Genomic DNA, 24,351 nt, shown 5'->3' with positions numbered 1-24,351 from the left:
GCGGCGGCCTGGCCGAGGCGCGCCGTCGGCGCGAGGCGAGATGTGTAATCGTGCTTCCATGACGCCCCTGCGCGTGGTGCCTTCAGCCGAGAGCTCCCATCTCGCCCTCACGCCACTCCTCATAGGCGCTCTTCCGTGTCTATTGACAGTCGCTTCGTCGAGGTCGTATCTCAAAATTGCAAGCGTGGGTTTCAGGACGCCCACGACGTTGCAATGCGCTCGTCGCACCGACATGGTGCTGGTTTATCGCAGACGTCGGCTCCACCGTATGCAGACCAGGATGGTTGTGGGACTCGCGTCCCAGATCTCGGCGTCGTGCTCGCCGATCGCCGCGGAGGGAATGTCATGAAGATGACGGGACGATGCTGGATGACCGCCCTCGGGCTCACGCTGATGACGGCGGCGTGCACAGTTCAGGACGTCCCCCAGTCGGACGAGCCGACCGAGGAGGTCGTGCGGATCAGGCGAGACCGGACCCCGATCACCGAGTTCACGCCACAGGAGCTCGAGAGGACGGTCGACAACCTCGTCAACGCGATCAACCAGAGCGGGCTCGAGCCGATCCGGATGGTGGTCCTGCTGAAGCAGCTCTCCAGCTTCTTCGAGCCGATCGCCACCGGCGCGAACCGAGCCATGGGCGAGCTCGAGGCCGTGGGGAACGTGCTCGGTCCGACCACGCCGGGTGGTACGGAGGACGGCATGGCGACGCAGAACCTCCAGAATCAACAGATCGCGAACGCGATAGAGGATGGCGCCGATGGCGTCGGCGTCTCGCCCTTCGACGCCGCCAACGAAGCCTCCATCAACGATGCCGTGAACGCGGGCCTCCACGTGGTGACGTTCGACACCGACCTGAAGGACTCGAAGCGCACGCTCTACGTCGGGGCCCTCCAGTACAAAGCCGGCGTCCGGGCGGCGCAGGCCCTCCTCGATGCCAATCTCGGGAACCCCAAGTTCGGAGCGTTGCCCCCCCCGCCAGGGACAGTGGTGGTCCACGGCGCCGCCTCGACGCAGTGGTACGATGGAGTCCAGCGAACGAACGGGGTGCTGGACGAATTCGGGAAGCTCGGCTACACGGTCGTCTTGAGTCAAGCCTACTTCGTCAACGGTCAGGAGTTTGACGTCGGCGTGCTGACCGACGTGATCAAGAACGCGGACCCGCCCGTCGTGGGCATGATCGGCGTGTTCAACATCTCCTATCGGTGCGTGATGGCCGCAGAAGCCGCCGGCAAGCCGGACATCCCCATCATCACGTTCGACTTCGATCCGAAGACCGCCGAATTCATGCAGAAGGGGCGAATCAAGGCTACGGTCGTCCAGCGGCAATATTACGAGGGATACCTCGTGCCCTACATCCTCTATGGAATCGAGAAGATCGGCCTCGATGCGACGAAGAAGATCCTCGCTCCGCTGATGCTCGACGAGCACCAGATGCCCGACGAGCACCGGGTCAACATCGGCGTCGACGTGGTTCCGTGGGACAAGTTCGACAAATACACCGAGTTCCTCGACCAGATCGGCTCGATCCAGTAGCGGCGCCGTGGATGGCGGAGGGCTCGCGGCGAGGTTCCACCCCTGTGCCGCGGGTCGACCTCCTGACGCTGCTGGCGGGCGGGGCGAACGGGAAGTTCAGGATGGGCCGGCGCATCAAGCTCAAGGCGGATTGCCCTGCCGACGCGCCGTGGTGCGGCGAGACGGACTCCACGTTCACGCCCGTCACGAACAGCCGGATCCTCGTGTCGATCGCCCAGGCGTTCGGCGTCGAGATCGAGTCGTTCGGCTCCCAGCCCGACCCGGCGCTCACAACGGGCGCGCTCAGCGAGCTCACGTAAGCCCTTGCACCGGCGCTCCGCCCGCCGGCGGAGCCTCGCCCGTGACGCGCCGTCGGCGCGACGCGTGGCATCGTGCTTCCATCGCGCCCCTGCGCGTGGTGCCTTCAGCCGAGAGCTCCCACCTCGCCTTCACGCCATTCCTCATCGGCGATTTTCCGTGCCTATTGACAGTCACTTCGTCGACGTCGTATCTCAAAATTGCAAACATGGGTTTCAGGACGCCCACGACGTTGCAATGCGCCCGTCGAACCGACATGGTGCTCGCTTATCGCCGATGTCGGCTGCGCTGTATGGAAACCAGGATGTTTGTGGGACTCGCGTCCCAGAACTCGGCATCGTGCTCGCCGGCCGCCGAGGAGGGAATGTCATGAAGATGACAGGACGACGCTGGATGACGGCCCTCGGGCTCATGCTGATGACGGCGGCTTGCGCGGCAGAGGACGCCCCCTGGTCGGACAAGCCGACCGAGGAGGTCGTAGAGATCAGGCGAGACCGGACCCCGGTCACCGAGTTCACGCCAGACGAGATCGAGGGGACGGTCGACCACCTCATCGGCGCGATCAACCAGAGCGGGCTCAAGCCGATTCAGATGGTGGTCCTCCTGAAGCACCTCTCCACCTTCTTCGAGCCGATCGCCACCGGCGCGAACCGGGCCATGGGGGAGCTCGAGGCCGTGGGGAACGTGCTCGGCCCCAGCAACCAGACGGGCACGGACAGCGGCACGGAGTCGCAGGCGCTCCAGAATCAACAGATCGCGAACGCGATTGAGGATGGCGCCCAGGGCATCGGCGTGTCGCCCTACGATTCTTTCAACGAGGCCTCCATCAAGTTAGCCGTGGAGGCGCAGCTCAACGTGGTGACGTTCGACACCGACCTGAAGGACTCGGGGCGCACGCTCTACGTCGGGGCCACACCGAAATCCGCCGGCAAGTTGACGGCGGAGACCCTGATAAAGATGATACCGAGAGGGCCAGGCACGGTGCTGGTCCACGGCGACGCGTCGACGCAGTGGTACGACGGGTCCCAGCGAACGTTCGGCGCCCTGGAGGCGCTCGGGGCGGCCGGCTTCACGACGCAGGTGGTCCAGGCCGTCTTCATCAACGGCCAGGAAGGCTTTGACGTCGATCAGTTGAAGACCCTGATCCTGAACGCGGACCCGCCCGTCGTGGGCATGATCGGCGTCTTCAACATCTCGTATCGCTGCGTGCTGGCCGCAGAGGCCGCCGGCAGGCCGGAGATCCCCATCGTCGCGTTCGACTTCGATCCGAAGACCGCCGAATACATGCAGAAGAAGCTCATCAAGGCGACGGTCGTCCAGCGGCAGTACTACGAGGGTTACCTCGTGCCCTACATTCTCTATGGCATCCAGCACCTCGGCCTCGAAGCGACGAAGCAGATCCTCAGTCCGCTGATGATCGACGAGAACCAGATGCCCGACGAGCACCGGGTCAACCTCGGCGTCGACGTGGTCCCCGCGGATCGGGTCGACGCCTACAACGACTTCCTCGACCGGATCGGCTCGATCCAGTAGCGGCGCGGTGGACCGTGACGGCGACGGCGGCGGGCTCGCGGCGAGGTTCCACCCCGGCGCCGCGGGGGCCGTGGGGTAGACTGGGCTCATGACCGTCATCCGCTTCTATCGCTCCGGCGACGCTCACGGGTGCTTCTCCAACTTCTCGCGCCACCCGGTCACGCTCAAAGGCAAGGTGTGGCCCACGAGCGAGCACTACTTCCAGGCCCAGAAGTTCCCCGGCACCGAGCACGAGGAGGTGATCCGCAACGCCCCCGGCCCCGGCGAGGCGGCCCGCATGGGCCGTCAGCGGAGCCGCCCGCTGCGCCCCGACTGGGAGCAGGTCAAAGACGATGTCATGCGCGAGGTGGTGCTGGCGAAGTTCACCCAGCACGAGGATCTCCGGCGCGCCCTGCTCGACACCGGGGACGCGGAGCTTGTCGAGCACACAGCGAACGACGCCTACTGGGCCGACGGCGGCGACGGGAGCGGGCGGAACATGCTGGGTATCATCCTGATGGAAGTCCGCGCGCAGCTGCGCCGCTGACGCGTCAGGGCGGCCCTCTCTCCTCGGACGCCCCTGGATCGCCGGCGATGAGCAGGACGCGCGTGGCCACCGGGGCACGCGCTTCCCGGCCGCTCAGGCGCTTTGGCGGAGACGCCTGCGCCGGTCGGGTGTACCACAGCGCACGTCCATGAGGAGAACCCCCCTGTCCATGCGCCTGGCGTTTCCCAGACTTCTCACCGTGGCCGGGCTGGTCGCGCTCGCGTCCTGCGGAGGGCCCCCCGCGGCGACGCCGCCGCGCTCGGCCGCGGCCCCGGCGCTCGCGGGGACCGCGCCGCCAGCGGGCCCCGAGATGCCGCGAAGCGTGGAGTCGCTCGTCGACGTCATCCCCGGCGACGCGGTGCTTGTAGCGAGCGTCCCGCAGGCCGGCGCGCTCCTCGCCGGCGCTGCGCCGGCCATCCGGGAAGAGCTCCTCGCGGAGGTCACGGCGGTCCTGGCGCGCCGGCCCGGCCTGAGCCCTGAGCTCGCCCGAGATCTGGTGGCATCGTTCGACGGCGCCACGCTGTTCGTCGGGGGCGAGGCGGCTCCGCGCGATTCCCTGGGGGCGCTCGTCGAGCGCGGCTGCGTGGCGGCGCGATTCCGCGACGGAGCCCCGGTCGAGCGGCTGCTGAAGGAGCTGCCGCGGGAGGCCGGCGAGGGCAGGTTCGCGCTCCGAGGCGACGACGACGACGTGATCGCCCACGGCGCGTGGCTCGCCGAGGCGCGGGTCGCCGTCGTCTGCGCCCGGCCAGAGCCGCTGTCGAGGGCCCTGCGCGTCGCGGGGCAGCGCGAGCCGTCGTTCAAGACGTCCGCGCTCTTCCAGGCCGAGCGCGCGAAGGATCCCTGGCTCGCGATCGACCTCCACCGGGTGCAAGGCGGCGGCGCGACCGGCCCCGAGCCCGGCTCGCGGCTCTTCATCGCCGTTCCCATCAGCCAGGACGCGCCCGGGCTCCGCGTGGAGCTCGAGCTTTACGGACCGGAAGTTCCCGCGCTCGGCGCGGTGCTCGCGGCGACGGACCATGCCGCCGTGGCGAAGCTGCCCCAGGGGGCGCTCGTGACGTTCGGGCTGTCCCTTCAGCGGTCGCCGGGAAAGACGGTGAGCGACGTCCTCGGCGCCTTCGACAGGCTCGCCGGCGAGCCCACCGCGGCGTCGGCCGCGGCCGCCCTCGCCCAGGTAGGGCTCGAGCTCGGCGATGTGGACAGGGCGCTCGGCGGCGAGGCCGCGGTCGGGATCTACCGCGATCCGAAGCACAAGCTCGGCCTCGCGGGCGCCGGGCGCGCCGAGACGCTCAGGCACAGCGCCGTGCTGATCGCGCTGGCGACCGCGGATGAGGCAGCGCAAAAGAAGGTGTTCGGCGCGGTCGCCGCGCACATGAAGCGGACATCGAAGAAGCTCAGGGCCAAGCCGGGGTCGCTCGCGCAAGATCTCGAAGACGGCAACGAGCTGAGGGCCGAGACCCGGCCTGGGTTCATCCTGATCGGCGCGGGCGACCGCAGGTACCTCGCCCAGGTCGCCGCGCGCTTCGGGAAGGACAAGGAATCGCTGGCCGCGACCCCGTCGTTCGCCGAGGCCCGGGCGCTCGCGAAGGGCGCCTCGCATCTGCAGCTGTACATCGACCGTCAGGCGCTCGCGGGCGTGCTCGAAGGCCCTGCGGCGGCGAACTTCGGCGCGCTCGGCGCATCGCCCACGCTGGTCTCGCTCGCGCTCGCGCCGAGCGACCGCGGGCTGGATCTCACGCTGAGCGGCCATGGCGGGGTCGAGATCCTCGGCGCAGGCGCCGCGCTCGCCGTCTACGGCGTCAGGCGTTACATCAACACCGCGAAGGCAGCGGCAGAGAAGCTGGAGTAACGCGCCGGGGCCGCGCCTGGTGCACATCATCAGGGACAGCCATGCTCCACCGCAGATGGCTGCCCGCGACCGTGGCTTCGCGCTCAGAACTCTGCCACGTCGAACAGCTCCGTGTAGCCCGAGTAGACCGAGCCTTCCGGTCTGCCGTCGCCGCTCCCGCCGATCGAGCCCTCGATCGCGCCGGGGCTTAGTTTGCCGTACAGGTGGACGCTGACCTCCCGGAACTCTGCAGGATTGATCTTGGTGACCTCGTACGAGCCCTGGAGCGCGGCGAGGTCGAAACTGTGCACGAAGTCGGCAACGTCGGGCTGACGGGCGCGGAGCTTGACCACGAGCGACTCGTCGAACGCGCCGTCCTCGGTGGAGAAGGCCAGCGGAACATCCACCTGGACGTAGTCGGAGCAGACCGAGGGGTACAGATCCGTGCTGCCGCTCGATTCGCCCGGATCGGGCTCCGTGGATCGCACGAGACGCGCGGCGACGAGCTCGCCCACGGAGAATGTCGCGGTCGTGCGCTGATCCTCCCTCCACTCCCTCCACAGGAGCGGGACGGAGCGCTCGCCGGAGACGGCGGAGGCGACGTCCCGCGCCGAGAAGCCCAGCGGCGAGACGTCGTCGGCGCCGATGTCCTCCGCCTCAAAATCGCACCCCCGGTAGGCCCCCCCGATCTGGCCGCCCTGTGGCCTGTTGTCCGGTGGACCTTGGCCTACGCCATCCGCGCACCCGGAGAGCCCGACGCTCATCACCGCTGCACCAATACAAGAAAGCCAACGCCGCTCGCGCATGTTCACGACCTCCTGCGGCGTACCTTGCGTTCGCGGTCGGCGCGACGCCAGGTCAGCTTCGCACATTCCATAGGGCAAACTGGCCTCCACATGTGCGAATCTGCGGTACGTGGACCATGAATCCCTTGCAAAAGAGCTGATCCGCGCCCTGCGCGGCCGGCGCTCGCAACTGGCCTTCAGCCGCCGGCTCGGCTTCCGCACCAACGTCGTCTACACGTGGGAGTCCGGAAGGCGCTGGCCGACCGCGGCCACCTTCCTCGTCGCCGCGCGGCGCGCAGGGGTCGACGTCGCGGGGGCGGTGAGGCGCTTCTTCCCGTCGCTGCCCGCGTGGCTCGCGCGCACCGATCCGGCGTCGGCGGAGGGCGTCGCGGCGCTCCTCTCGGAGATGCGCTCCATGTCGCCCATCGTCGACGTGGCGCGGCGCGCGGGCAGGAGCCGCTACGCGGTCGCGCGCTGGCTCTCGGGCGAGGCCGAGCCGCGGCTCCCGGACTTCCTGCGGATGGTCGAGGCCTGCTCGCTGCGCCTGCTCGATTTCGTGGCGCTCGTCGCCGATCCGGCGGCGCTCCCGGCGGCTAGCGCGGCGTGGCGCACGCTCGAGGCCCAGCGCCGCGCCGTCTACGAGGAGCCGCTGCTCCCCGCCGTCCTGCTCGCGCTGGAGCTGCCGGCCTACCGGGCGCTATCGCGCCACGAGCCGGGGTGGATCGCGCGGCGGCTCGGGTTCCCCGTCGAGGACGAGGCGCGCTGCCTGGATCGGCTCGCGGAGGCCGGCCAGATCCGGAGGAGCCGCGGGCGGTGGATCGTCGCGCCGATCCGGACGGTGGACACGCGCCCGGACCCGGACGCGGAGCACCGGCTCAAGTGCTTCTGGGCCGGCGTCGGGCTGGCGCGGCTCACGCGCAAGGCCGAGGGGCGCTTCTCGTTCAACGTCTTCACGGTCTCCGCGGCCGATCTCGAGAAGCTCTCCGAGCTCCACGTGAGCTATTTCCAGAACATGCGCGCGGTGATCGCGGAGTCGCGGCCGCCCGAGCGCGTCGTCGCCGTGAACCTGCAGCTCTTCCCGCTCGACAGAGGCTGAGCCGGCTGCGGACACCGCGGCGCCGCGCCGCCGCGACGCCACGCCCGGGAAGCCCGCGCCTCACCGAGCTTCTACCGGGCGGCCTGCGCGGCTCCTACTATGGCGAACGCCCGGACCGGGAACGTGCCGAAGGCGCGGACCTTCACCGGGACGGCGAAGAGGCGGGCCCCGGCGGCGGGGAGCTTGTCGAGCCCCGTCATGTGCTCGCAGATGGGGATATCCGCTCCGAGCAGGAGGGAGTGGACTGGCCGCGCGGGATCGGCCGTGTCGTCGATATTGTAAGTGTCGACGCCGACGAACACGGCGCCTGCGCCGGCCAGGAGCCGCGCCGCGTCCCGCGTGAGGTACGGGTGTCCTTCGAAATAGCGGGCTGTGCGCCAGTGAGCGCTCCAGCCCGTGCGCACGAGGACGGCCTTCCCGGCGAGATCGAGCCCGTCGAAGGCGTCGGCGTCGATCGCCCTCCCGGACCGGCCCCGCGCCTCGACCACCACGCTCTCCAGATCGGCCAGCGATTCGAGCGGCAAGCCGGCGAGATCCTTGCCGTTCGCATAGCGATGAAACGGGCTGTCCACGTAGGTGCCCGTGTTGGCGACCATGTCGATTCGGCCGATGTGGAATTCGACGCCTTCCGCGTAAACGCCGCGGGACTGCTCGCGCGAGAGGAAATCGCAGACGACGGGCGCCGGAATACCCTTGTACGTCGTCATGCCGTGCTCGACGTCATGGCTCAGGTCGACGAAGGTTCGTGAGGCGGGGGTGGTCACGGTCGGCTCCTTGGAAGGGGCTCCGCGCGGCGGAGCCTCCTGTGCGCCCGGTCGGGGCCCCGAGCCGCCGCCAGTTTCGCGGGAGGGCGCGAGGAGATCCAGAAATCGGGCGCGAGCCGGTCGAGTTGACATGCGCTCACATGCGCCGATAGAGTGCGAGCGCGGCGACACCTGGTCCGATGGTTCACGGGGGCGAGCGTCGTGCATGGGTGCCTCGGCGAGGGCCGGGCGTCGTCGCTGGAGTGGTCACGGGAACGGAGCGTCGCGGGGGGGTCGAGATCGCCCGCGTGGAGAGGTGGATGTCTGGGATGAGTCGAACCATGCCGCGCCGCGCGTTCGTCCTGTCGGCGCTGCTGCTGTCCACCTTCGCCGCGGCGGGCTGTCGTTCGAAGAATGGCAGCGAGAACCCGTCCGCCGCGCCGGAGCGGGCGGCGGCGCCGGGGGGGTCGGCGCAGGCGGCGGCCGCCGCCTCCGCGCAGCAGCCCCCGACGAAGCGGGCCGCGATGGTCACGATCGCGAGGGAGCAGCAGGCCACCTGGGTGCGCAACTTCAACCCCCTGCTCCCCGAGGGGAGCGTGCGCTTCCCGACGGTCGCCGGCATCTACGAGCCGCTGCTCGTCTACAACACGATGCGGAGCGACTACACGCCGTGGCTCGCGACGAGCTACGCGTGGAGCGACGCGAACAAGAAGCTCACCTTCACGACCCGCTCCGGCGTCAAGTGGTCGGACGGACAGGCGTTCACGGCGAGGGACGTCGCGTTCACGTTCGCGCTCATCAAGAAGCACGCGGCGCTCGATCTCGCCGGGGTGTGGCGGTTCCTCGGCGCCGTGACGGCGATCGACGACACCACCGTCGAGTTCACGCTGCGGCGGCCGTATGTCCCCGGGCTCAGCTACATCGGCCACCAGCCGATCGTGCCGGAGCACGTGTGGAAGGACGTCGTCGATCCGGTCACGTTCGCGAACGAGAACCCCGTGGCGACAGGGCCCTTCACCGAGGTGAAGGTCTTCCAGAACCAGGTGTACGAGCTCGGCAAGAACCCGCACTACTGGCAGGAGGGCAAGCCGGCGGTCGACGGGCTGCGCTTCCCGGCGTACCCGAGCAACGACCAGGTCACCCTGGCGCTCGTCAACGGCGAGATCGACTGGGCGGGCGCGTTCGTGCCGGACATCGAGCGGGTCTTCGTCGCCAAGGATCCGGCCAATCATCATTACTGGTTCCCGCTCGTCGGGGGCACCGCCACGCTGTACCCGAACGCCACGAAGAAGCCGTTCGACGACGTGCGCGTGCGCAAGGCCATCAGCATGGCGATCGACCGCGACCAGATCGTCAAGCTCGCCGCGGACAACTACACCCATGGCGCGGACGCGACGGGGCTGGACGACTCCTACGAGCGGTTTCGCAGCGAGAAGGCGGTGGAGGCGGGAGACTGGGTGAAGTTCGATCCGCAGCGGGCGAACCAGATCCTCGACGAGGCGGGCTATCCGAGGGGCGCGGACGGCATCCGGACGAGGCTCGGCAAGCCGATGCGCTTCGAGATCAACGTCGTCAGCGGCTGGTCCGACTGGGTCCGCGCGGTCCAGATCATCACGCAGAACCTGGAGAGCGTGGGCATCGCCGCGTCGATGAAGACCTACGACTTCAGCGCGTTTTACGCGGCGCTGCAGAAGGGCCTGTTCGATCTGTCGATGGGCTGGACCAGCGTCGAGCCCACGCCGTACAATTTCTACCGCGATCTGATGAGCGCAGATCTCGTGAAGCCGCTCGGCGAGGTGGCGCCGCGCAACTGGCACCGTTTCGGCGCCAGGGAGGCCGACGTGCTGTTCCACGCGTTCGAGTCCGCGACGTCCCCTGCCGATCAGAAGCGCATCCTGGACGGGCTGCAGATGATCTTCGTGCAGGCCGCGCCGGTGATCCCGCTCTTCAACAACCCGTCGTGGGGCGAATACAGCACGAAGCGGTTCACCGGCTTCCCGACGATGGAGAACCCGTACGCGAAGCTGACGCCGAACAACCCGCCGGAGTACCTGCTCGTCCTGACCGAGCTCCGGCCGAGATAAAGAGCGGGAGACCGCCGCTCTGCGTCGGGGGTGCCAGCGGCGGGGGGAACCGGTCTAGAGACGCGTGATCACGAGCCCATCGTTCTGCACGGAGATGCGGGCGGGCTTGCCGCGGTGCTCGTCGGGGATCTCGTCGGCCATGAGGTAGCGGCCGGCGATCGAGACGAACTCCGCCTCGAGGCTCATGCAGAAGATGCTCGCGTCCGCGTTGTTGTGAGCGCCGGCCATGGCGCGGCCGCGGAGCGGCGCATAGACATGGATGTTGTCGTTCGCGATGAGCTCCGCGCCCGAGCTGACCGGCGAGAGGACCACGAGGTCGCCGTGCGGCACGTAGATGACCTGCCCGCTGCGCACCGGCTGCCGCACGGTGAGCCCCGCCGGCGGCGGCTCCCCGGCCGCGTCCGGCGGCGGCGCGGCGTCCCTCGGGCGGCGGGCGGGCCCCGCCGGGCCGCGCTCCGCCGCGGCGGCCCCTGGCGCGCCGCGGTCCGGCGCGGGCCCCACCGCCACGGGCCCCGGCGTGGGGGTGCTCCCCTCGGCCGGCCCGGCCTGGCGTGACGAGCGCGTGAGCGGCGTCCGCAGCACGCCGAGGCCGGCGGCGACGGCCCGCTCGCGCTGGGCGTCCGTCGGGTTGCGCACGGCGATGGGCACGAGGTTGTGCTTCCTCAGCAGCCCGGCGAGCGCGCCGAGATCGACGGGCTCGTCGCCGAGCTCCGCGAGGTCGAGCAGGATCGGCAGGTGCAGGAAGAAGTGCGGCATCTGCGAGATGTGGTCGGCGAGCTGACGCTCGACGGCCGAGACATTCGCCGTCTTCAGACAGAGCATCGTGATGGCAGGCATCGTGCCCTTGAGCGCAAACGCCTGCTGCTCCTGCCGCTTCTCCCCTCGCCTGCCCGACACCATCGCTGTCCTCGCTCGCAAAAAGGTGCTTCCGCGGCGGCACTCTACCCCGGATCCGGGGGCTCGCGCGGGAAAAACCGCTGGGGTTCCGGGCTTCGCCGCGCCGCCGGCGCGTCGCCGCCTCGGGCCGGCGCGCCGCTGCTTGGCTGGCCGCCTCGCGCGGTGCTAACGGTGGTTTGGCCATGCCGACCGCGCGCCGCGCCTCCGTACTGCGGCTCGATCCCCCTCCCGCCTCGTCCTCTCCCTCTCCCGCGTCCCCGCGCGCGACGCCCCGACCGGTCGACGCGCTCGATCACCACTTCGCGCTGGAGGTCCCGCGCGTGTTCTCCGAGGCGGAGCGCGCCGCGCTCGTCGCGGGTGTCCGCGCGGCCCGCGCCGAGTGGACTGCCGACTTCGGAGGCGAGCAGTTCTCGCTCGGGCGCGCCTTCTACACGCACCTGGAGCAGGGGCGCTCCCGGGTCTATTTCGCCGACGCGGCGGCCTCCGATGCCCGCGTCGAGCGCCACCTCCCCGGGCTCCAGCGCCGGATGCGCGAGCTCGTCGCGGCGCTCACCGGCGGGCTCGCGCAGCCCCGGCGCGGCTTCTGCGGGCCAGGCGTCCACATCTTCCCTGCGGGGGAGAAGGTCGCGCGCGAAGGCGGCGTCGTCCACTTCGACACGGAGGGGCTCTCGGACTACCACCTTGCCCGCCGGCTCCGCGCGATCACCGTCGTCGTGATGCTGGAGCTCCCCGACGCGGACGGGGGGCTCAAGCTGTGGGATGTCCTCTACGACGGGCGAGACGACCCGGGCGACGAGGCGCGCTCCGCGCGGAGCCTCGTCGCCGGCTACAGCCCTGGCGGAGCGCTGGTCATCGACAGCTACCGCCTGCACCAGATACAGCCGTTCCCGGGTGACCGCGACCGCATCTCCGCGACGGTGCACGCGGCCGAGATCGACAGCGGCCGCTGGGAGACGTGGTTCTAGCGCCACGGTGTCACAGCCGGAGGGACTGGAGCCTGGAGCCCTCGGCGGGTCGACGGCGGCAGCTGGTCACCCAGTCACCCAGGTCGGGCCACGAGCCCCGGGCGCCGCGGGCGTTCAGGCGGCGCGGGGACGCACGTCGTAACCGGCGCCGAGCTCGGCGTGCTCGTGAAGGGCGGTACGGCGCTCGAGGCCGCCAGCCGCGTCGATACCGTCCTCGTCGACAAGACGGGCACGCTCACGGCGGGGCGGCCGCAGCTCGGCGCACCGTCGCCATGGTCGGCGACGGCATCAACGACGGCGCGCTCTACCCGCTGACCGGCTGGCTCCTGTCGCCGGTCCTGGCGAGCGCGGCCATGAGCCTGTCGAGCGTCTCGGTGCTCCTCAGCTCCCTCCGGCTCCGCCGGTTCCCGCACGCGAGCTGAAATCGGCGCTCGACCGTAATGCGGCGGAGGCGCGCGCGTCTTCCACCCAGAACCTCACAGGAGATCCTCTCATGAAGATCACGCACGCAATTCTCTCGATCGCGCTCGGCATCACCTCGGTCGCCTCCGTGCTCGGCAGCTCGCAGCCCGCGAGCGCCGAGCCACAGAAGGCCCCGCGCGTGGTCGAGATCATGGTCCACGGCGCCTTCGTGCCCGACAAGATCGCCGCGGTCGAGGGGGAGCGCCTGCAGCTCAGGCTCGTCCGTCATGACAGCGGCGGCTGCACCAGGGAGGTCGTCTTCCCGAGCCTCGGCATCCGCAAGGAGCTGCCGACCGGACAGCCGGTGACCATCGACCTCCCCGAGCTGAAGGCAGGTGAGCTGAAGTTCGAGTGCGGCATGGGGATGATCAAGGGCACCATCGCCGTCGCACCGAAGCAGTGAGCAGCGGACGGAAGCGGTCCCTGGCTCACGGCGAGCGAGCCCTCCAGCGGGCGCGAGCCGCGTGCTCGCGCCAGCGCACCGGCCGCGGATGGCGACAGCCTGGTCGTTCGGATAGATGAAAGTGACCGTGCAGGTCACATCGATCCCATCACCCCTCTCGAATCCCATCCGCCCAGATCTGTTCCAAGCATCGCCCTGTGAGCAGCCCAGACGCATGGGCGAGCGGAATGGCACGACGCACGCGCCGCGCCGGCGCTGGTTCAGCCTCCATCCGAGCCGCGAATGCGGAGCGCTCCGACATGACGAGCCTGGTGAATTCGACAAGTCTCTCGCCCTGCCCGTCGGACTCATCCCGTGCGCGCGCGAGACGAGCTCACGAGGCATCGAGAAACATCATCGGAACAAGGGAGGGACACATGGCCCACAAGGGGTTCACTCTGAGCACGGCTTTCGTGAGCACGGCCAGCCACGCCCAGAGCTGCGAGTCGATCTGCGTCCAGACGATCCAGCACTGCCTCCATATGGGAGGCTCGCACGCGGAGCCTTCCCACATTCAGCTCCTGCAAGATTGCGCCAAGATCTGCGAGACGACCGCGACGTTCCTGATGCGCGGCTCGCCGCAACACAGCCAGGTCACGGCCGCATGCGCGAGCATCTGCGAGCTCTGCGCCCAGAGCTGTGACAGGTTCACGGGTGATGCCCAGATGAAGGCCTGCGCCGACGAGTGCCGCCGCTGCGCCGCCGCGTGTCAGCAGGTCGCGCAGCTGCGGCCGGGCGGGGCAGCTGGCGCGGGGCACCAGAGCGTGCCCTGAGACCGGCCGGGGCGCCGCGCGGGGCGGCGCTGAATGGAACGATTTTACGCAGCGCTGTCGGCCCTGCACGGCTCGCTTGGGTGCTCGTCGGTGGCTTCCTCGACGCCCACCTGGTCTACCGCCTCGTCTACTTCCCGGCCGACACGCTGGCCGATCACCGGAGCCGCGCTTCGATGGACGAGAACTGATGCCGCACGAGGATCGTCTGTGGCCCTGGAACGCACAACGAGGCGGCCGCTTCGCTCCTTCACCGGGGCGATCGAGCCTGGCGCGGGAACTTCCGTCCTCCCGGCGGCCTTGAAGCCCTGGCATGGCGCTTGCGCAGTCATGGGGTGTTGAATCGGATCGGCCCGCGTAAGGAGCCCACCATGTTCATCCCTCCATCCATTCACGGCTCTCTCCTCCTTTTGTTCGTCTCCTCCGTCCTCGCGGCGGGTTGCGTCGTCGACCCGTCGTCCGATGCGGGCGAGCCCGTCGGTGATACTTACCAGAGCTTCGATGAATGGAAGGCCAGCCTCCCGCGCGATCCGAACGACGGCGCTTATCTCGTCGACGGCGACATCGGCGTTCACGACGACGTGACCCTGAAGGAGCTCTCCGCCGAGTACCAGCAACCGGGGGCGCTCATCGTCAACACGCGCGGCGACGGGAGCGATGACCGCTGGGGCGACGAGCAGAAGATGAACCTGACGTATTGCGTCTCTCCGCGCTTCGGCGACGATCATGACGCGGTGGTCGCCGCGACGCTGTCGGCCGGGTCCGCCTGGGCGAGCGCCGCCGCCGTCCGCTTCGTCTACGAGCCCGACCACGACGAGGCCTGCGAGTACTACGAGGAGCATCCCGCGCTGTTCGAGGTGGTCCCCGCCAGCGGCACCACGTACAACGGGCGGGCTTTCCTTCCGAGCATGGTCGCGCGGGGGTATCACCAGGTCTTCATCGATCTAGAGAACATCGCTCGCTCCGGCTCGAAGACCCTGACCGGGGTCCTCCGGCACGAGCTCGGGCACGTCCTCGGCTTCCGGCACGAGCACGCCCGGCCGGAGGGCAACGGCGCCTGCACAGAGCGTCCCGGCTGGCGGGCGCTCACGCCTTATGATCCGCGGTCGGTGATGCACTACAACGCGGAGAGCCGGTGCGAGGGCACCAACGGGGGAGACTACGTGCTGACCTGGCTCGACGAGGCCGGGGCGGCGACGCTGTATGGCGAGCCTTGATGAGCTCCTCCGCGACGGGTGACGTTCGATCCGTCCGCTCACCGGCAAGGCGACGTGCTGGCGCGGTCGCGCCTCACTCCTTCCGCGTCCGTCCGCTCGCCGCGGCCGGCTCGTCCGCGAGGACCCGCTGCAGCAGCGCCGTGCTCTCCTCCGCCATCCGCTCCGGTGAGCACGGCATTCCCTTGTGGATCCAGCTCGTCATCAGCCGCACCAGCGCCGCCGCCGCCGCCTCGGAGCGGAGCATGAACAGGGCCCCCTCCTCCGGCGCCATCCGCGGAGCGTACAGGCGGCAGATGCTGCTCTGAAGGATGTCCTCCAGGGAGCGCGTCAGCACCCGCTCGCTCTTCTCCGCGGACAGGAGCTTCTGCACCAGCTCGTGCATCTCGGCGAGGTGGCGGTAAAACGGCAGGAAGTCGAACGGACGTCCCGCATCCCGCAGGGACAGCGCCCGCAGGTGCTCGTGTCCGAACAGCAGCAGCTGCTCCTTGTTCTCGTAGTGCGCGTAGAACGTGGACCGCCCGACGTTGGCCCGATCGATGATGTCCTGGATCGACACCTCGTCATAGCCCTTCTCCAGGATCAGCGCGACCAGGGCGTCCGAGAGCAGCTTCCGGGTCTTCTGCACGCGCCGATCCTGCACGCGCCGATCCGCGATCTTGCCGGCGGCCCGCGTCCTGTCGCCACCCCCGTCCCTGTCCTCGTTTCCGGACTTTTTCGCGTTCTTGTTCATTAACGTTCAATCCGCGGTCCGTGTCGCTAGGTGGAAGAGGCGCCCGACCTCAGCATCCATCCCATGCGAGGAACGCTGATCTGGATGACGAGCCGCCTGCTGTACCCGCTGCTGCTGGCGGTGACCTTGTACATCATCTACGCCGCCGTGACGCAGGGATGGGACCTGAGCCGCGCCCTCTGGGGCTACCTCCTCGGCCTGATCGTCTTTCTCATCACCGTCGAGCGCCTGCTGCCGCTGTCGCTGGACTGGGGCATGACCCGCCAGAGCTTCTGGCGCGACCTCAAGTACCTGCTGGCCTCGGGCGTCACCATCGCGGTGGTGCGGACCGGCTCCGGCACGCTGGCCCTGTGGCTCAGCGAGCGGCATCAGGGCCCGCTCGCCAGCGCCTCCGTGCCCCTCAGCGTGGGTGTCTTCCTTGTGGTCTTCGAGCTGCTGCAGTACTGGTTCCATCGCCTCAGCCACGAAGGCAACGGAGCCCTGGGGCGCTTCTTGTGGAAGATCCACCTGGCGCATCACCTTCCGGATCGCGTCTACGTGGTGATGCACGGCGTGTTTCACCCCCTCAACGCGCTCATCTCGGCGGTGCTGATCCAGTCGACCCTGCTGCTCTTGGGGCTGTCGCCGCAGGCCGTCTTCGCGGTGATGTTGCTCATCGATCTGCAGACGATGATTTCGCACTTCAACGTCGACATCCGCGCCGGATTCCTGAATTACGTGTTCATCGGCACCGAGCTGCACCGCTATCATCACAGCGCGGACATCGACGAGGCCCGGAACTTCGGGACCGTACTTCCGCTGTGGGATCTGGTCTTCGGGACGTTCGTTTACCGGCCGGACGCGACCCCGCGCCGCCTGGGCGTCGACCGCTCCGCGGGCTATCCGCCGTCGCAGCAGTTCTGGAAGGTGCTGGCCCTGCCGTTCCGACGCTGACCTGTTCGCGCCTTCGATCAGAGCTCGACGCGGCGCAACCGGAGGGCATTGCCGATGACCGACACCGAGCTCAGGCTCATCGCTGCGCTGGCGAGCATCGGGCTGAGCAGCAGCCCGAGGACCGGGTAAAGGACGCCCGCCGCGACCGGCACGCCGAGCGCGTTGTAGACGAACGCAAAGAACAGGTTCTGTCGGATGTTGCGCATCGTCGCCCGGCTCAGCTTCCGCGCGCGCAGCAGCCCGCGGAGGTCGCCGCGCACGAGCGTGATCCCGGCGCTCTCGATGGCGACGTCGGTCCCGGTGCCCATGGCGACGCCGACGTGCGCCTGCGCGAGCGCGGGCGCGTCGTTGATTCCGTCGCCCGTCATCGCCACGATGCGGCCTTCGGCCTGGAGGCGCTTCACGACCGCGGCCTTCTGATCGGGCAACACCTCGGCCTCGACGTGCTCGATGCCGAGCTTCCGGGCGACCGCCTCCGCCGTCGTGCGGCTGTCGCCGGTGAGCATGATCAGGTGAATGCCCTCCTCGCGGAGGAGACGGACGGCCTCGCCGGTCGAGGCGCGCACCGGGTCGGCCACGCCGACGATGCCGGCCGCCTTGCCATCCACCGCCACGAGCATCGCCGTCTGGCCTTCTTGACGGCGCTCCTCGGCTCGACGCGGGAGATCATCCGGCGGGATACCGAGCTCCTCGAAGAGCTTGAGGTTGCCGAGCGCGACCGAGCGCCCGGCCACCGTGCCCACCACGCCCTTGCCCGTGATCGACCGGAACCCTTCTGCCGGCAGGAGCTCGAGCTCCTGCTCGAGGGCCCCGGCGACGATCGCGCTCGCGAGCGGGTGCTCGCTCCCGCGCTCCAGGCTCGCCGCGAGCCTGAGGATCTCGTTCGTCGGGAGGTCGCCCAGCGTCGCCACGGAGGCGAGCTTCGGCTTGCCCTCGGTGAGGGTGCCAGTCTTGTCGACGACGAGGGTGTCGACCTTCTCGAAGGTCTCGAGCGCCTCGGCGTTCTTGATCAGGATACCGGCCGTCGCGCCGCGCCCCGTCCCGACCATGATCGAGATGGGCGTGGCGAGGCCGAGCGCGCACGGGCACGCGATGATGAGCACGGCCACCGCGTTGACGAGCGCGTGGGAGAGCCTGGGCTCCGGCCCGACGAGCAGCCAGACCACGAAGGTCAGTGCCGCGATCGCGATCACGGCGGGCACGAAGTACGCGGCGACGGCATCGGCGAGGCGCTGGATGGGGGCGCGGCTGCGCTGGGCCTCGCCCACCATCTGGACGATCCGGGCGAGCAGGGTGTCGCGCCCGACGCGATCGGCCCGCATCACGAAGCCGCCTGTCCCGTTGACGGTGCCGCCGACCACGCGGGCGCCGGGCGTCTTCTCGACCGGGATGGGCTCGCCCGTGACCATCGACTCGTCGACCGCGCTGCTCCCCTCGAGGACCTCGCCGTCGACAGGCACCTTCTCCCCCGGCCGCACGCGCAGCCGGTCGCCTGGCTGCACGAGCTCGAGAGAGACGTCCTCTTCGCGGCCGCCCGCGCCGATGCGCCTGGCGGTCTTGGGGGCGAGGCCGAGGAGCGCCTTGAGCGCGCTGCTCGTCCGGCTGCGGGCGCGGAGCTCGAGGACCTGGCCGAGCAGCACGAGCGAGACGATGACGCTGGCCGCCTCGAAGTAGACCGGGACCGCTCCGCCGTGGCGCAGCGCGTGGGGGAAGATCCCCGGCGCCAGCGTCGCCACGACGCTGTACGCGTAGGCGGCGCCCGTGCCGAGGGCGATCAGGGTGAACATGTTGAGGTGCCGAGTCCTGATCGAGGCCCAGCCGCGCTCGAAGAACGGAGCGCCGCACCAGAGCACCACGGGCGTGGCGAGGGCGAGCTCGATCCAGACGAGCCATCGGTCGAGGAGCAGCTGCACCGGCTGGCCCGGGATCATCTCGGACATCCCCAGCACGAGGACAACGAGGCTCGGCGGGACGCTGATCCAGAAGCGCCGGGACATGTCCGCGAGCTCAGGGCTCGGCGCGTCCCCGAGCGTCACCGTGCGCGGCTCGAGGGCCATCCCGCAGATCGGGCAGGAGCCCGGCTCCGTGCGGACGACCTCGGGGTGCATCGGGCAGACGTACTCGACGCGCGTCGCCTGAGCCGGATCGAGCGGCTCCAGGGCCATCCCGCGGACCGGATCCTTCGTCTGCGCTCGGTCCAGGTCGGCAGGAGCAGGGCGGCCGTGCTCGTGAGGGTGGCCGTGGTCGTGGTGATGCCCGTGGTTCATGTCGTCTCCCTCCCCCGCCGACGTTCGCGGTTCGGACTTCTTACATCCCGAGCACCCCGCGGGCGTCGCTTGTCGCTTCGCGCGGCTGCCCGGAGCTCCCGCAGCAGGCGGTGCCCAATGACGCCCGCGATGGCGGGCGAGCAGGTCAATTGGTCTCCGGCGTTCGAGGCGCCAGCTCGCCCATGTTTCGCGGTGAATGCCCGCTCAGTTCTTCGAACCGTCCGTGCCCCGGCGCTCCTCGCGGAAGTCGTCGGCGGAGAGGCCGCAGCGGCGGAGGAGCCGGTAAAAGCTCTCCCGCTCGACGCCCGCGTGGGCGGCGGCCTTCAGCACGTCGCCGCGAAAGCGGCGCATCACGGCCTCCAGGTAGCGCCGGTTCATCTCCTCGCGCGACGCGTCGACCGCCTCCCGGTACGAGAGCTGAGCGAGGTCCACGTCGCTCGAGCTCGTGAGCCGGAGCGGGCTCGCCCCCTGCACCTCGGACGGCAGCGACTCGAGGCGGATCTCGCTCGTCGTCTCGATGACCAGCGCCCGCTCGACGGCGCTCTTGAGCTCGCGCACGTTGCCAGGCCACCGGTACATCTGGAGCGCGCTCATCGCCGCCGCCGAGAACCCGGTCGCGGACGAGCGCGACTGCGGCGCTCGCTCGGCGAGAAACCGCTGCGCCAGGTGCGGGATATCTTCTGCGCGCTCGCGCAGCGGGGGCAGCTCGACGACGCAGACGTTGAGCCGGAACCACAGGTCCTCGCGGAGGGCGCCCGTCTTGACCATGGCCCGGAGGTCGCGGTGCGTTGCGCTGATGAGCCGCACATCCACCTTGCGCTCGCGCGACTCGCCGATGCGCCGCACCGCCCGCTCCTCGAGCACGCGCGTGAGCTTCGCCTGGACCGTCGGCCTGAGCTCGCCGATCTCGTCGAGGAACAGCGTGCTCCCGTGCGCCTCCTCGAAGAGCCCCGCTCGATCCGTGGTCGCGCCCGTGAACGAGCCGCGCGCGTGGCCGAAGAGCTCGCTCTCGATGAGCGAACGGGGGATGGCCGCGCAGTTGACGGCAATGGGGCGGTGCGACGCGCGGGACGAGTGCTCATGGATGGCGCGCGCCACGAGCTCCTTCCCGGTGCCTGTCTCGCCCAGGATGAGCACTGTCGCGTCCGTCGGCGCCACGCGCTCGATGAGCTGGTAGAGCGCCCGCATCGCGGGCGAACGCCCCGTCATGCCCGCAAAGCCCTGTGCGTCCGGCGTCTCCTGCTCGCCCTTCAGCACCACGGCCTGCGCCATGGCCCGCTCGACCAGCGCGCGCAGCTCGTCCGGGTCGAACGGCTTCGTCACGTAATCATAGGCGCCCTCGCGCATGGCCTGGACCGCGGTCGGGACCGACGCATACGCGGTCATCAGGATGAAGGGCACTCCGGGCCAGCGCGCGCGCACTGCCCGGAGCACCTCCAGCCCGTCCCCGTCGTTCATGCGCAGATCGCAGACGACGGTAGTGACCGGCTCGGTTTCAAGGATCTGGAGCGCCGTTCGCACGCCCCGCGCCGTCAGGACCTTGGCGCTCTTGCCGAGCACCTTGGAGAGCAGCGCCAGCATGTTCGCCTTGTCGTCGACGACGAGCACTGTCGGCTTCATGCGCGCTCCTGGCTCTCCCTTGCTTCCTCGATGAGGACGCCCGGCAAGTCGATCACGAACTGGGACCCGCCTCCCGGCCTGGGCTCCGCCCGGATGGTCCCGCCGTGCGCGGTCACCAGACCATAGCAGACCGCGAGGCCGAGGCCGGTGCCGTCGCGGCGGGTCGTGAAGAACGGCTCGAAGAGCCGCTCGCGCGCCTCCTCGGGAACACCGGCTCCCCGGTCCAGGACCTCGATCCGGTAGCCATCGTCCTGCCGCCTTCCGCGCACGAGGATCTCATCACGTTCCGAGGGTCCAGAGGTCGCCTCGCGCGCGTTGGTAACGAGGTTGACGATGACCTGCCGGATGCGGAGCGGATCCACGTTGATGAAGGCTGGCTCGGCGTCCACGAGCGGGCCCTGGTCGCGCCGCCCCGGCCCGCCGTCGCAGTGCGAGGCAGCGTCCCTGAGGAGCTCTTCGGCCTGCACAGGGCGCGGCGAGAGGATCGGAGAGCGCGCGTACACGAGCAGCTCCTCCGCGATCCGCTGGCAGGCCGCCGCTTCCAGCTCGACAAGATCCCCGGCGTCGCGATCAACGTGGGCCAGCCGATCTCGCACCGGCTCGATCACCTGCTCTCGGGCGTCCGTGCGCAGGTGGCCGTGAAGATCTTCGGCGAGGATCTCGGCGAGCTGCGGCGCCTCGGCAAGGCGGCGCGCGACGCGATGCAGGGCGTCGCCGGGGTGAAGGACCTGCAGATCGAGGCAGCAGGTGCTCATCCCGCAGATCGCCATCAAGGTGAACCGAGAGCGCGCGGCGCAGCTCGGGGTCAACGCGGGTCAGCTCTCGGACATGCTCGAGCTCGCCCTCGCGGGCGGCACCGTCACACAGCTTCTGGAGGGGCAGCGGACCATCGATGTGGTGCTGCGGTACCCACCTGAGCTCCGCGAGGACATCGACGCCTTGCGGCGCACGCTCGTCGACACGCCCAGCGGCGCGAAGGTGCCGCTGTCCGACCTCGCCGACGTGACGGAGAGCATGGGGCCGAACCAGATCAGCCGCGACGACACGCAGCGGCGCATCGTGGTCTCGGCCAACGTGGCGGGGCGCGACCTGGAGCAAGTCGTGAGCAATATCCAGCGCGCCGTGGACGCGATCCCGAAGCCGCCGGGCTACTACGCGACGTACGGCGGGCAGTTCGAGAGCCAGCGCGCGGCGTCGCGGCTCATCGGCCTGCTCTCGATCGCGAGCCTCGCCGGGATGCTGGTGGTCCTCTACTCCCGGTTCCGCTCGTGGAGCGTGGCCCTCCAGATCCTCTTGAACATCCCGCTCGCTCTGGTCGGCTCGGTGCTCGCCGTCGTGCTCACCGGCGGGGTCCTGTCGGTCGCGACCCTCGTCGGGTTCATCACGCTGTGCGGCATCGCCTCGCGCAACGGCATCATGATGATCTCGCACTACATCCACCTCATGAAGGAAGAGGGCGAGTCGTTCGGTGAGGCGATGATCGTCCGCGGCTCGCTGGAACGCCTCGTTCCGGTGCTGATGACCGCGCTCACCGCCGCCCTGGCGCTCGTGCCCGTCGCGCTGTCGAAGGGCCAGCCGGGCAAGGAGATCCTGCAGCCCGTCGCGGTCGTGATCCTCGGCGGCCTGCTCTCGTCGACGCTGCTCGACATCGTCGTCACGCCGGCGGTGTTCCTGAAGTTCGGCCGCGGCTCCGCGGAGCGCCTGGCGCGCGCCCGGAACAGCGCGGGCGGCGCCCAGGTCGACCTCGCCGGTGCGGCGCAGCATGAATGCGGGAGCGTCGCCGTGGAGCGTGGGGTCTGCGCCGGAGCGCCTTGAACTGCTCGCGTGGTGCGGGAGCTGCGCCGACCACGGGTGCCTCGCGACGTGGGTTCGTCGGCAGCTAGATCGGGACCTCGTCATCTCTTAGAAGCCCATCAATCTTGCTTAGCAGTTCTCGCTTGACCCGCTGCCGGTTCAGTTCGTCTTCGTAACCGGCCTTGACAGATGATACCTTGGCGACGCCCTTCAGCATCATCAGAGCGTCGATCATTCGCTCCGCCTCGTCGTCATCCAGGTCGCGCCGGAAGTGAACAACCAGGCCCTTGACGCTCATTGCAGTCCCACTCCCCGCGAAGAGACCTCGCCGGCTTCCCGAAGCATAAGGATATTACGCAACTCACCGATGGCCCGTGCGCGTCGCCTGTAAAGCGTCGTGAGGGGCAGCCCTGCATCTTGGGCGATCTGGGCCATCGAAACTCCGCCCAAATCGTGTGCCACGAGAACGAGTCGCAGCACCGGATCGAGTTCATTCACTGCATCCATGGTGCTGCCCTGACGTTGTCGGACTCCATCACAGCAGCAGCATCTGGCGCTGGATCAAGCACCTCGATCGAACTGACCAATTCCTCCCTCCGCTTTCGCGCACGCTCGTGGTAGTGGGAGGCGACGCGTACGGTGATCGCGTTCAACCAGCGCTCCGGCCTGCCGCGTTTCGGATCGAACCTGGGCCAGCTCTCGCAGGCGTTGAGCCAGACCTGGCCCGCGACGTCGCCACGCTGGCACCGAGGGACCCCCATCCTCTCCAACCAGAGCAACACCGCACGAACCAGCATCGGGCAAAACAAGCGCGCGTACGCCGCAGCGCGCTTTCCTTCATCCGGACAATCCATGACTTTACCCCCCCTTGCGAAATCGCATTCTATGATGAATGCGAGGCACGGCTGCGCTCACCCATGGCTCCCTACTCCCGGAAGTGTCGTGTTCAGCGGAGAGCGCTCTGCGTCGTCCCAATCGGCAATGTTCGCGGAACCCGGCCCGCCTTCGTCACGCTGTAGCGGGAAGCTCGTCAGCGTGGCAGCGCGCCGGGCGGGCTCAGTCCCCGTGGCGGCGCGGACAGGGAGCGGCGACCTAAGGCGCGGCTGCGGCGGCGGCGGGAGCTTCGCGCGCGGGCTCATGGCCGCGAGCTCGGGCGACGGCACCACAGGCGGAGGAACGTCGAACGCGCGGGGAGGAAGCGTCGGCGGCGTCGAGCTCTGCGCCGGCGACGACGCGGGACGCGCCGCGCTCTCGCGCTTGGTGACGGGCTCGCCGACCTGGATCACCACGGTCGCCTCGGCGTCCGTCCGGTGGTCGTGGTGCAGCTGCCAGAGGCGCTCCCAGTACCGCGCCGGCGTGCCGGTGAAGGCCTCCAGCTGCCGGGCAAGGCCGGGCGTCATCGGGAGGTCGCTCCTCAGCAACCGTTCCACCTCCCTCGGCTCCAACCCCGTGCTCTCGGCCAGCTTCCTCCTCCACGAAGGCATCGTCGCGCAAAACGACTCGAGGACCCTTCCCGGCCAGGGGACGGGGCGCGCACGGGCGTCTGTCAGCTCCGCGAGCGCCGCGTCGACGTGACAGTCCAGAAGGCGCCGGCATCGGTCCCGCTCCCCCACTGCCTGCTCCTTCGCATCGATGAGGGCTGCCTCCTCGTCGTCATGCGCGTGCTCGCGCGCCTTGCGAAGGCCGCGCTCGCGTCCCAGCGCTTCGCGCGCGGTGACCGCGAAGCCGATCGCGACACAGGCTATCATCGCGAGCCCGAGCGGCGAGACGAGCCACATCGCACCCAGCCTGTCCTCCATAGCGATTCTCCTCCTAGGCGTAAGCATTCCTAC

General features: G+C 69.4%; 25 protein-coding genes. 14 read left to right on the top strand and 11 right to left on the bottom strand.

All coding sequences use genetic code 11. The features are described 5' to 3' along the window. Positions 1–345: 345 nt before the first annotated feature. The 5 genes from WME97_RS18645 (at position 346) to WME97_RS18625 (ending at position 5,735) form a co-directional block, all read left to right on the top strand. The gene (locus WME97_RS18645; RefSeq protein WP_437553491.1) at positions 346–1,533 is read left to right on the top strand and encodes a sugar ABC transporter substrate-binding protein; all 1,188 of its coding nucleotides are present in this window, start codon (positions 346–348) and stop codon (positions 1,531–1,533) included. Between the two features lie 44 nt (positions 1,534–1,577). Next, entirely contained in the window at positions 1,578–1,832 is a 255-nt protein-coding gene (locus tag WME97_RS18640) for a hypothetical protein (RefSeq protein ID WP_437553489.1), read from the top strand. 367 nt (positions 1,833–2,199) lie between these two features. Beyond that, positions 2,200–3,363 carry a sugar ABC transporter substrate-binding protein gene (locus WME97_RS18635; protein ID WP_437553487.1) on the top strand — a complete coding sequence of 388 codons (1,164 nt, stop codon included), beginning with the start codon at positions 2,200–2,202 and terminating at the stop codon, positions 3,361–3,363. Positions 3,364–3,451: 88 nt separating this feature from the next. After that, positions 3,452–3,889, top strand: a complete 438-nt coding sequence (locus WME97_RS18630; protein WP_437553485.1) for an NADAR family protein — start codon at positions 3,452–3,454, stop codon at positions 3,887–3,889. A gap of 148 nt (positions 3,890–4,037) precedes the next feature. After that, the gene (locus tag WME97_RS18625; protein WP_437553483.1) at positions 4,038–5,735 is read left to right on the top strand and encodes a hypothetical protein; all 1,698 of its coding nucleotides are present in this window, start codon (positions 4,038–4,040) and stop codon (positions 5,733–5,735) included. 83 nt (positions 5,736–5,818) lie between these two features. Here WME97_RS18625 and WME97_RS18620 read toward each other — a convergent pair whose 3' ends face one another. Next, on the bottom strand, positions 5,819–6,478 hold the full coding sequence (locus tag WME97_RS18620; RefSeq protein ID WP_437553481.1) for a hypothetical protein: 660 nt from the start codon (positions 6,476–6,478) through the stop codon (positions 5,819–5,821). Positions 6,479–6,629: 151 nt separating this feature from the next. Between WME97_RS18620 and WME97_RS18615 the strand changes: the two genes are divergently transcribed. Beyond that, on the top strand, positions 6,630–7,595 hold the full coding sequence (locus WME97_RS18615; RefSeq protein ID WP_437553479.1) for a DUF4423 domain-containing protein: 966 nt from the start codon (positions 6,630–6,632) through the stop codon (positions 7,593–7,595). A 71-nt stretch (positions 7,596–7,666) separates the two neighbouring features. Here the strand turns inward: WME97_RS18615 and WME97_RS18610 are convergent, their stop codons facing one another. After that, positions 7,667–8,359 (bottom strand): cyclase family protein, encoded by a 693-nt coding sequence (locus WME97_RS18610; protein WP_437553478.1) that lies wholly within the window; start codon positions 8,357–8,359, stop codon positions 7,667–7,669. Positions 8,360–8,679: 320 nt separating this feature from the next. Here WME97_RS18610 and WME97_RS18605 point away from each other — a divergent pair, with 320 nt between their 5' ends. Beyond that, the gene (locus WME97_RS18605) at positions 8,680–10,422 is read left to right on the top strand and encodes an ABC transporter substrate-binding protein (RefSeq protein WP_437555426.1); all 1,743 of its coding nucleotides are present in this window, start codon (positions 8,680–8,682) and stop codon (positions 10,420–10,422) included. Between the two features lie 54 nt (positions 10,423–10,476). Here WME97_RS18605 and minC read toward each other — a convergent pair whose 3' ends face one another. Then, the gene (gene minC, locus WME97_RS18600) at positions 10,477–11,322 is read right to left on the bottom strand and encodes a septum site-determining protein MinC (protein ID WP_437553476.1); all 846 of its coding nucleotides are present in this window, start codon (positions 11,320–11,322) and stop codon (positions 10,477–10,479) included. A 179-nt stretch (positions 11,323–11,501) separates the two neighbouring features. Here minC and WME97_RS18595 point away from each other — a divergent pair, with 179 nt between their 5' ends. The 5 genes from WME97_RS18595 (at position 11,502) to WME97_RS18575 (ending at position 15,175) form a co-directional block, all read left to right on the top strand. Further along, positions 11,502–12,284, top strand: coding sequence for a hypothetical protein (locus WME97_RS18595; protein ID WP_437553474.1), 783 nt, complete (start codon positions 11,502–11,504; stop codon positions 12,282–12,284). 272 nt (positions 12,285–12,556) lie between these two features. Beyond that, positions 12,557–12,706, top strand: a complete 150-nt coding sequence (locus WME97_RS18590; RefSeq protein ID WP_437553472.1) for a hypothetical protein — start codon at positions 12,557–12,559, stop codon at positions 12,704–12,706. 71 nt (positions 12,707–12,777) lie between these two features. Beyond that, on the top strand, positions 12,778–13,149 hold the full coding sequence (locus WME97_RS18585; RefSeq protein ID WP_437553470.1) for a cupredoxin domain-containing protein: 372 nt from the start codon (positions 12,778–12,780) through the stop codon (positions 13,147–13,149). A gap of 416 nt (positions 13,150–13,565) precedes the next feature. Continuing rightward, a complete protein-coding gene (locus WME97_RS18580) occupies positions 13,566–13,961 on the top strand; it encodes a four-helix bundle copper-binding protein (protein WP_437553469.1) in 396 nt (131 codons plus the stop codon). A gap of 368 nt (positions 13,962–14,329) precedes the next feature. Further along, positions 14,330–15,175: a hypothetical protein gene (locus WME97_RS18575; RefSeq protein ID WP_437553467.1), complete on the top strand. Its 846-nt coding sequence runs from the start codon at positions 14,330–14,332 to the stop codon at positions 15,173–15,175. Positions 15,176–15,248: 73 nt separating this feature from the next. On the opposite strand, the gene WME97_RS18570 is transcribed toward WME97_RS18575, so the two are convergent. Beyond that, positions 15,249–15,905, bottom strand: a complete 657-nt coding sequence (locus WME97_RS18570) for a TetR/AcrR family transcriptional regulator (RefSeq protein WP_437553465.1) — start codon at positions 15,903–15,905, stop codon at positions 15,249–15,251. Between the two features lie 63 nt (positions 15,906–15,968). Here WME97_RS18570 and WME97_RS18565 point away from each other — a divergent pair, with 63 nt between their 5' ends. Beyond that, a complete protein-coding gene (locus WME97_RS18565; RefSeq protein ID WP_437553463.1) occupies positions 15,969–16,838 on the top strand; it encodes a sterol desaturase family protein in 870 nt (289 codons plus the stop codon). A gap of 17 nt (positions 16,839–16,855) precedes the next feature. Here the strand turns inward: WME97_RS18565 and WME97_RS18560 are convergent, their stop codons facing one another. The 3 genes from WME97_RS18560 to WME97_RS18550 all read right to left on the bottom strand — a co-directional run bounded on the left by WME97_RS18560 (position 16,856) and on the right by WME97_RS18550 (position 21,480). Next, positions 16,856–19,105: a copper-transporting P-type ATPase gene (locus WME97_RS18560; RefSeq protein ID WP_437553461.1), complete on the bottom strand. Its 2,250-nt coding sequence runs from the start codon at positions 19,103–19,105 to the stop codon at positions 16,856–16,858. A gap of 204 nt (positions 19,106–19,309) precedes the next feature. Continuing rightward, positions 19,310–20,725 carry a sigma-54-dependent transcriptional regulator gene (locus WME97_RS18555; protein WP_437553459.1) on the bottom strand — a complete coding sequence of 472 codons (1,416 nt, stop codon included), beginning with the start codon at positions 20,723–20,725 and terminating at the stop codon, positions 19,310–19,312. After that, positions 20,722–21,480 (bottom strand): sensor histidine kinase, encoded by a 759-nt coding sequence (locus WME97_RS18550; RefSeq protein ID WP_437553457.1) that lies wholly within the window; start codon positions 21,478–21,480, stop codon positions 20,722–20,724. Before WME97_RS18550 ends, WME97_RS18555 begins: the two co-directional genes overlap by 4 nt. Between WME97_RS18550 and WME97_RS18545 the strand changes: the two genes are divergently transcribed. Further along, positions 21,473–22,540 (top strand): efflux RND transporter permease subunit, encoded by a 1,068-nt coding sequence (locus WME97_RS18545; protein WP_437553455.1) that lies wholly within the window; start codon positions 21,473–21,475, stop codon positions 22,538–22,540. The two genes, WME97_RS18550 and WME97_RS18545, sit on opposite strands and share 8 nt — an antisense overlap. Before the next feature lie 64 nt (positions 22,541–22,604). On the opposite strand, the gene WME97_RS18540 is transcribed toward WME97_RS18545, so the two are convergent. The 4 genes from WME97_RS18540 to WME97_RS18525 all read right to left on the bottom strand — a co-directional run bounded on the left by WME97_RS18540 (position 22,605) and on the right by WME97_RS18525 (position 24,318). Further along, a complete protein-coding gene (locus tag WME97_RS18540; RefSeq protein ID WP_437299416.1) occupies positions 22,605–22,817 on the bottom strand; it encodes a hypothetical protein in 213 nt (70 codons plus the stop codon). Then, positions 22,814–23,026, bottom strand: coding sequence for an RNA polymerase sigma factor (locus WME97_RS18535; RefSeq protein WP_437553453.1), 213 nt, complete (start codon positions 23,024–23,026; stop codon positions 22,814–22,816). Before WME97_RS18535 ends, WME97_RS18540 begins: the two co-directional genes overlap by 4 nt. Further along, on the bottom strand, positions 23,014–23,280 hold the full coding sequence (locus WME97_RS18530; protein ID WP_437555424.1) for a sigma factor: 267 nt from the start codon (positions 23,278–23,280) through the stop codon (positions 23,014–23,016). The genes WME97_RS18535 and WME97_RS18530 overlap by 13 nt, the downstream gene beginning before the upstream one ends. Before the next feature lie 150 nt (positions 23,281–23,430). Then, complete coding sequence (locus WME97_RS18525; protein ID WP_437553451.1) at positions 23,431–24,318, bottom strand: helix-turn-helix transcriptional regulator; 888 nt, start codon at positions 24,316–24,318, stop codon at positions 23,431–23,433. Between the last annotated feature and the right edge of the window lie 33 nt (positions 24,319–24,351).

This window comes from Sorangium sp. So ce367 (assembly GCF_051520455.1).
GTDB lineage: Bacteria > Myxococcota_A > Polyangia > Polyangiales > Polyangiaceae > Sorangium > Sorangium cellulosum_B.
The sequence above is the reverse complement of the archived record's forward strand: the minus strand, read 5'-3'. Positions and strand labels throughout refer to the sequence as shown.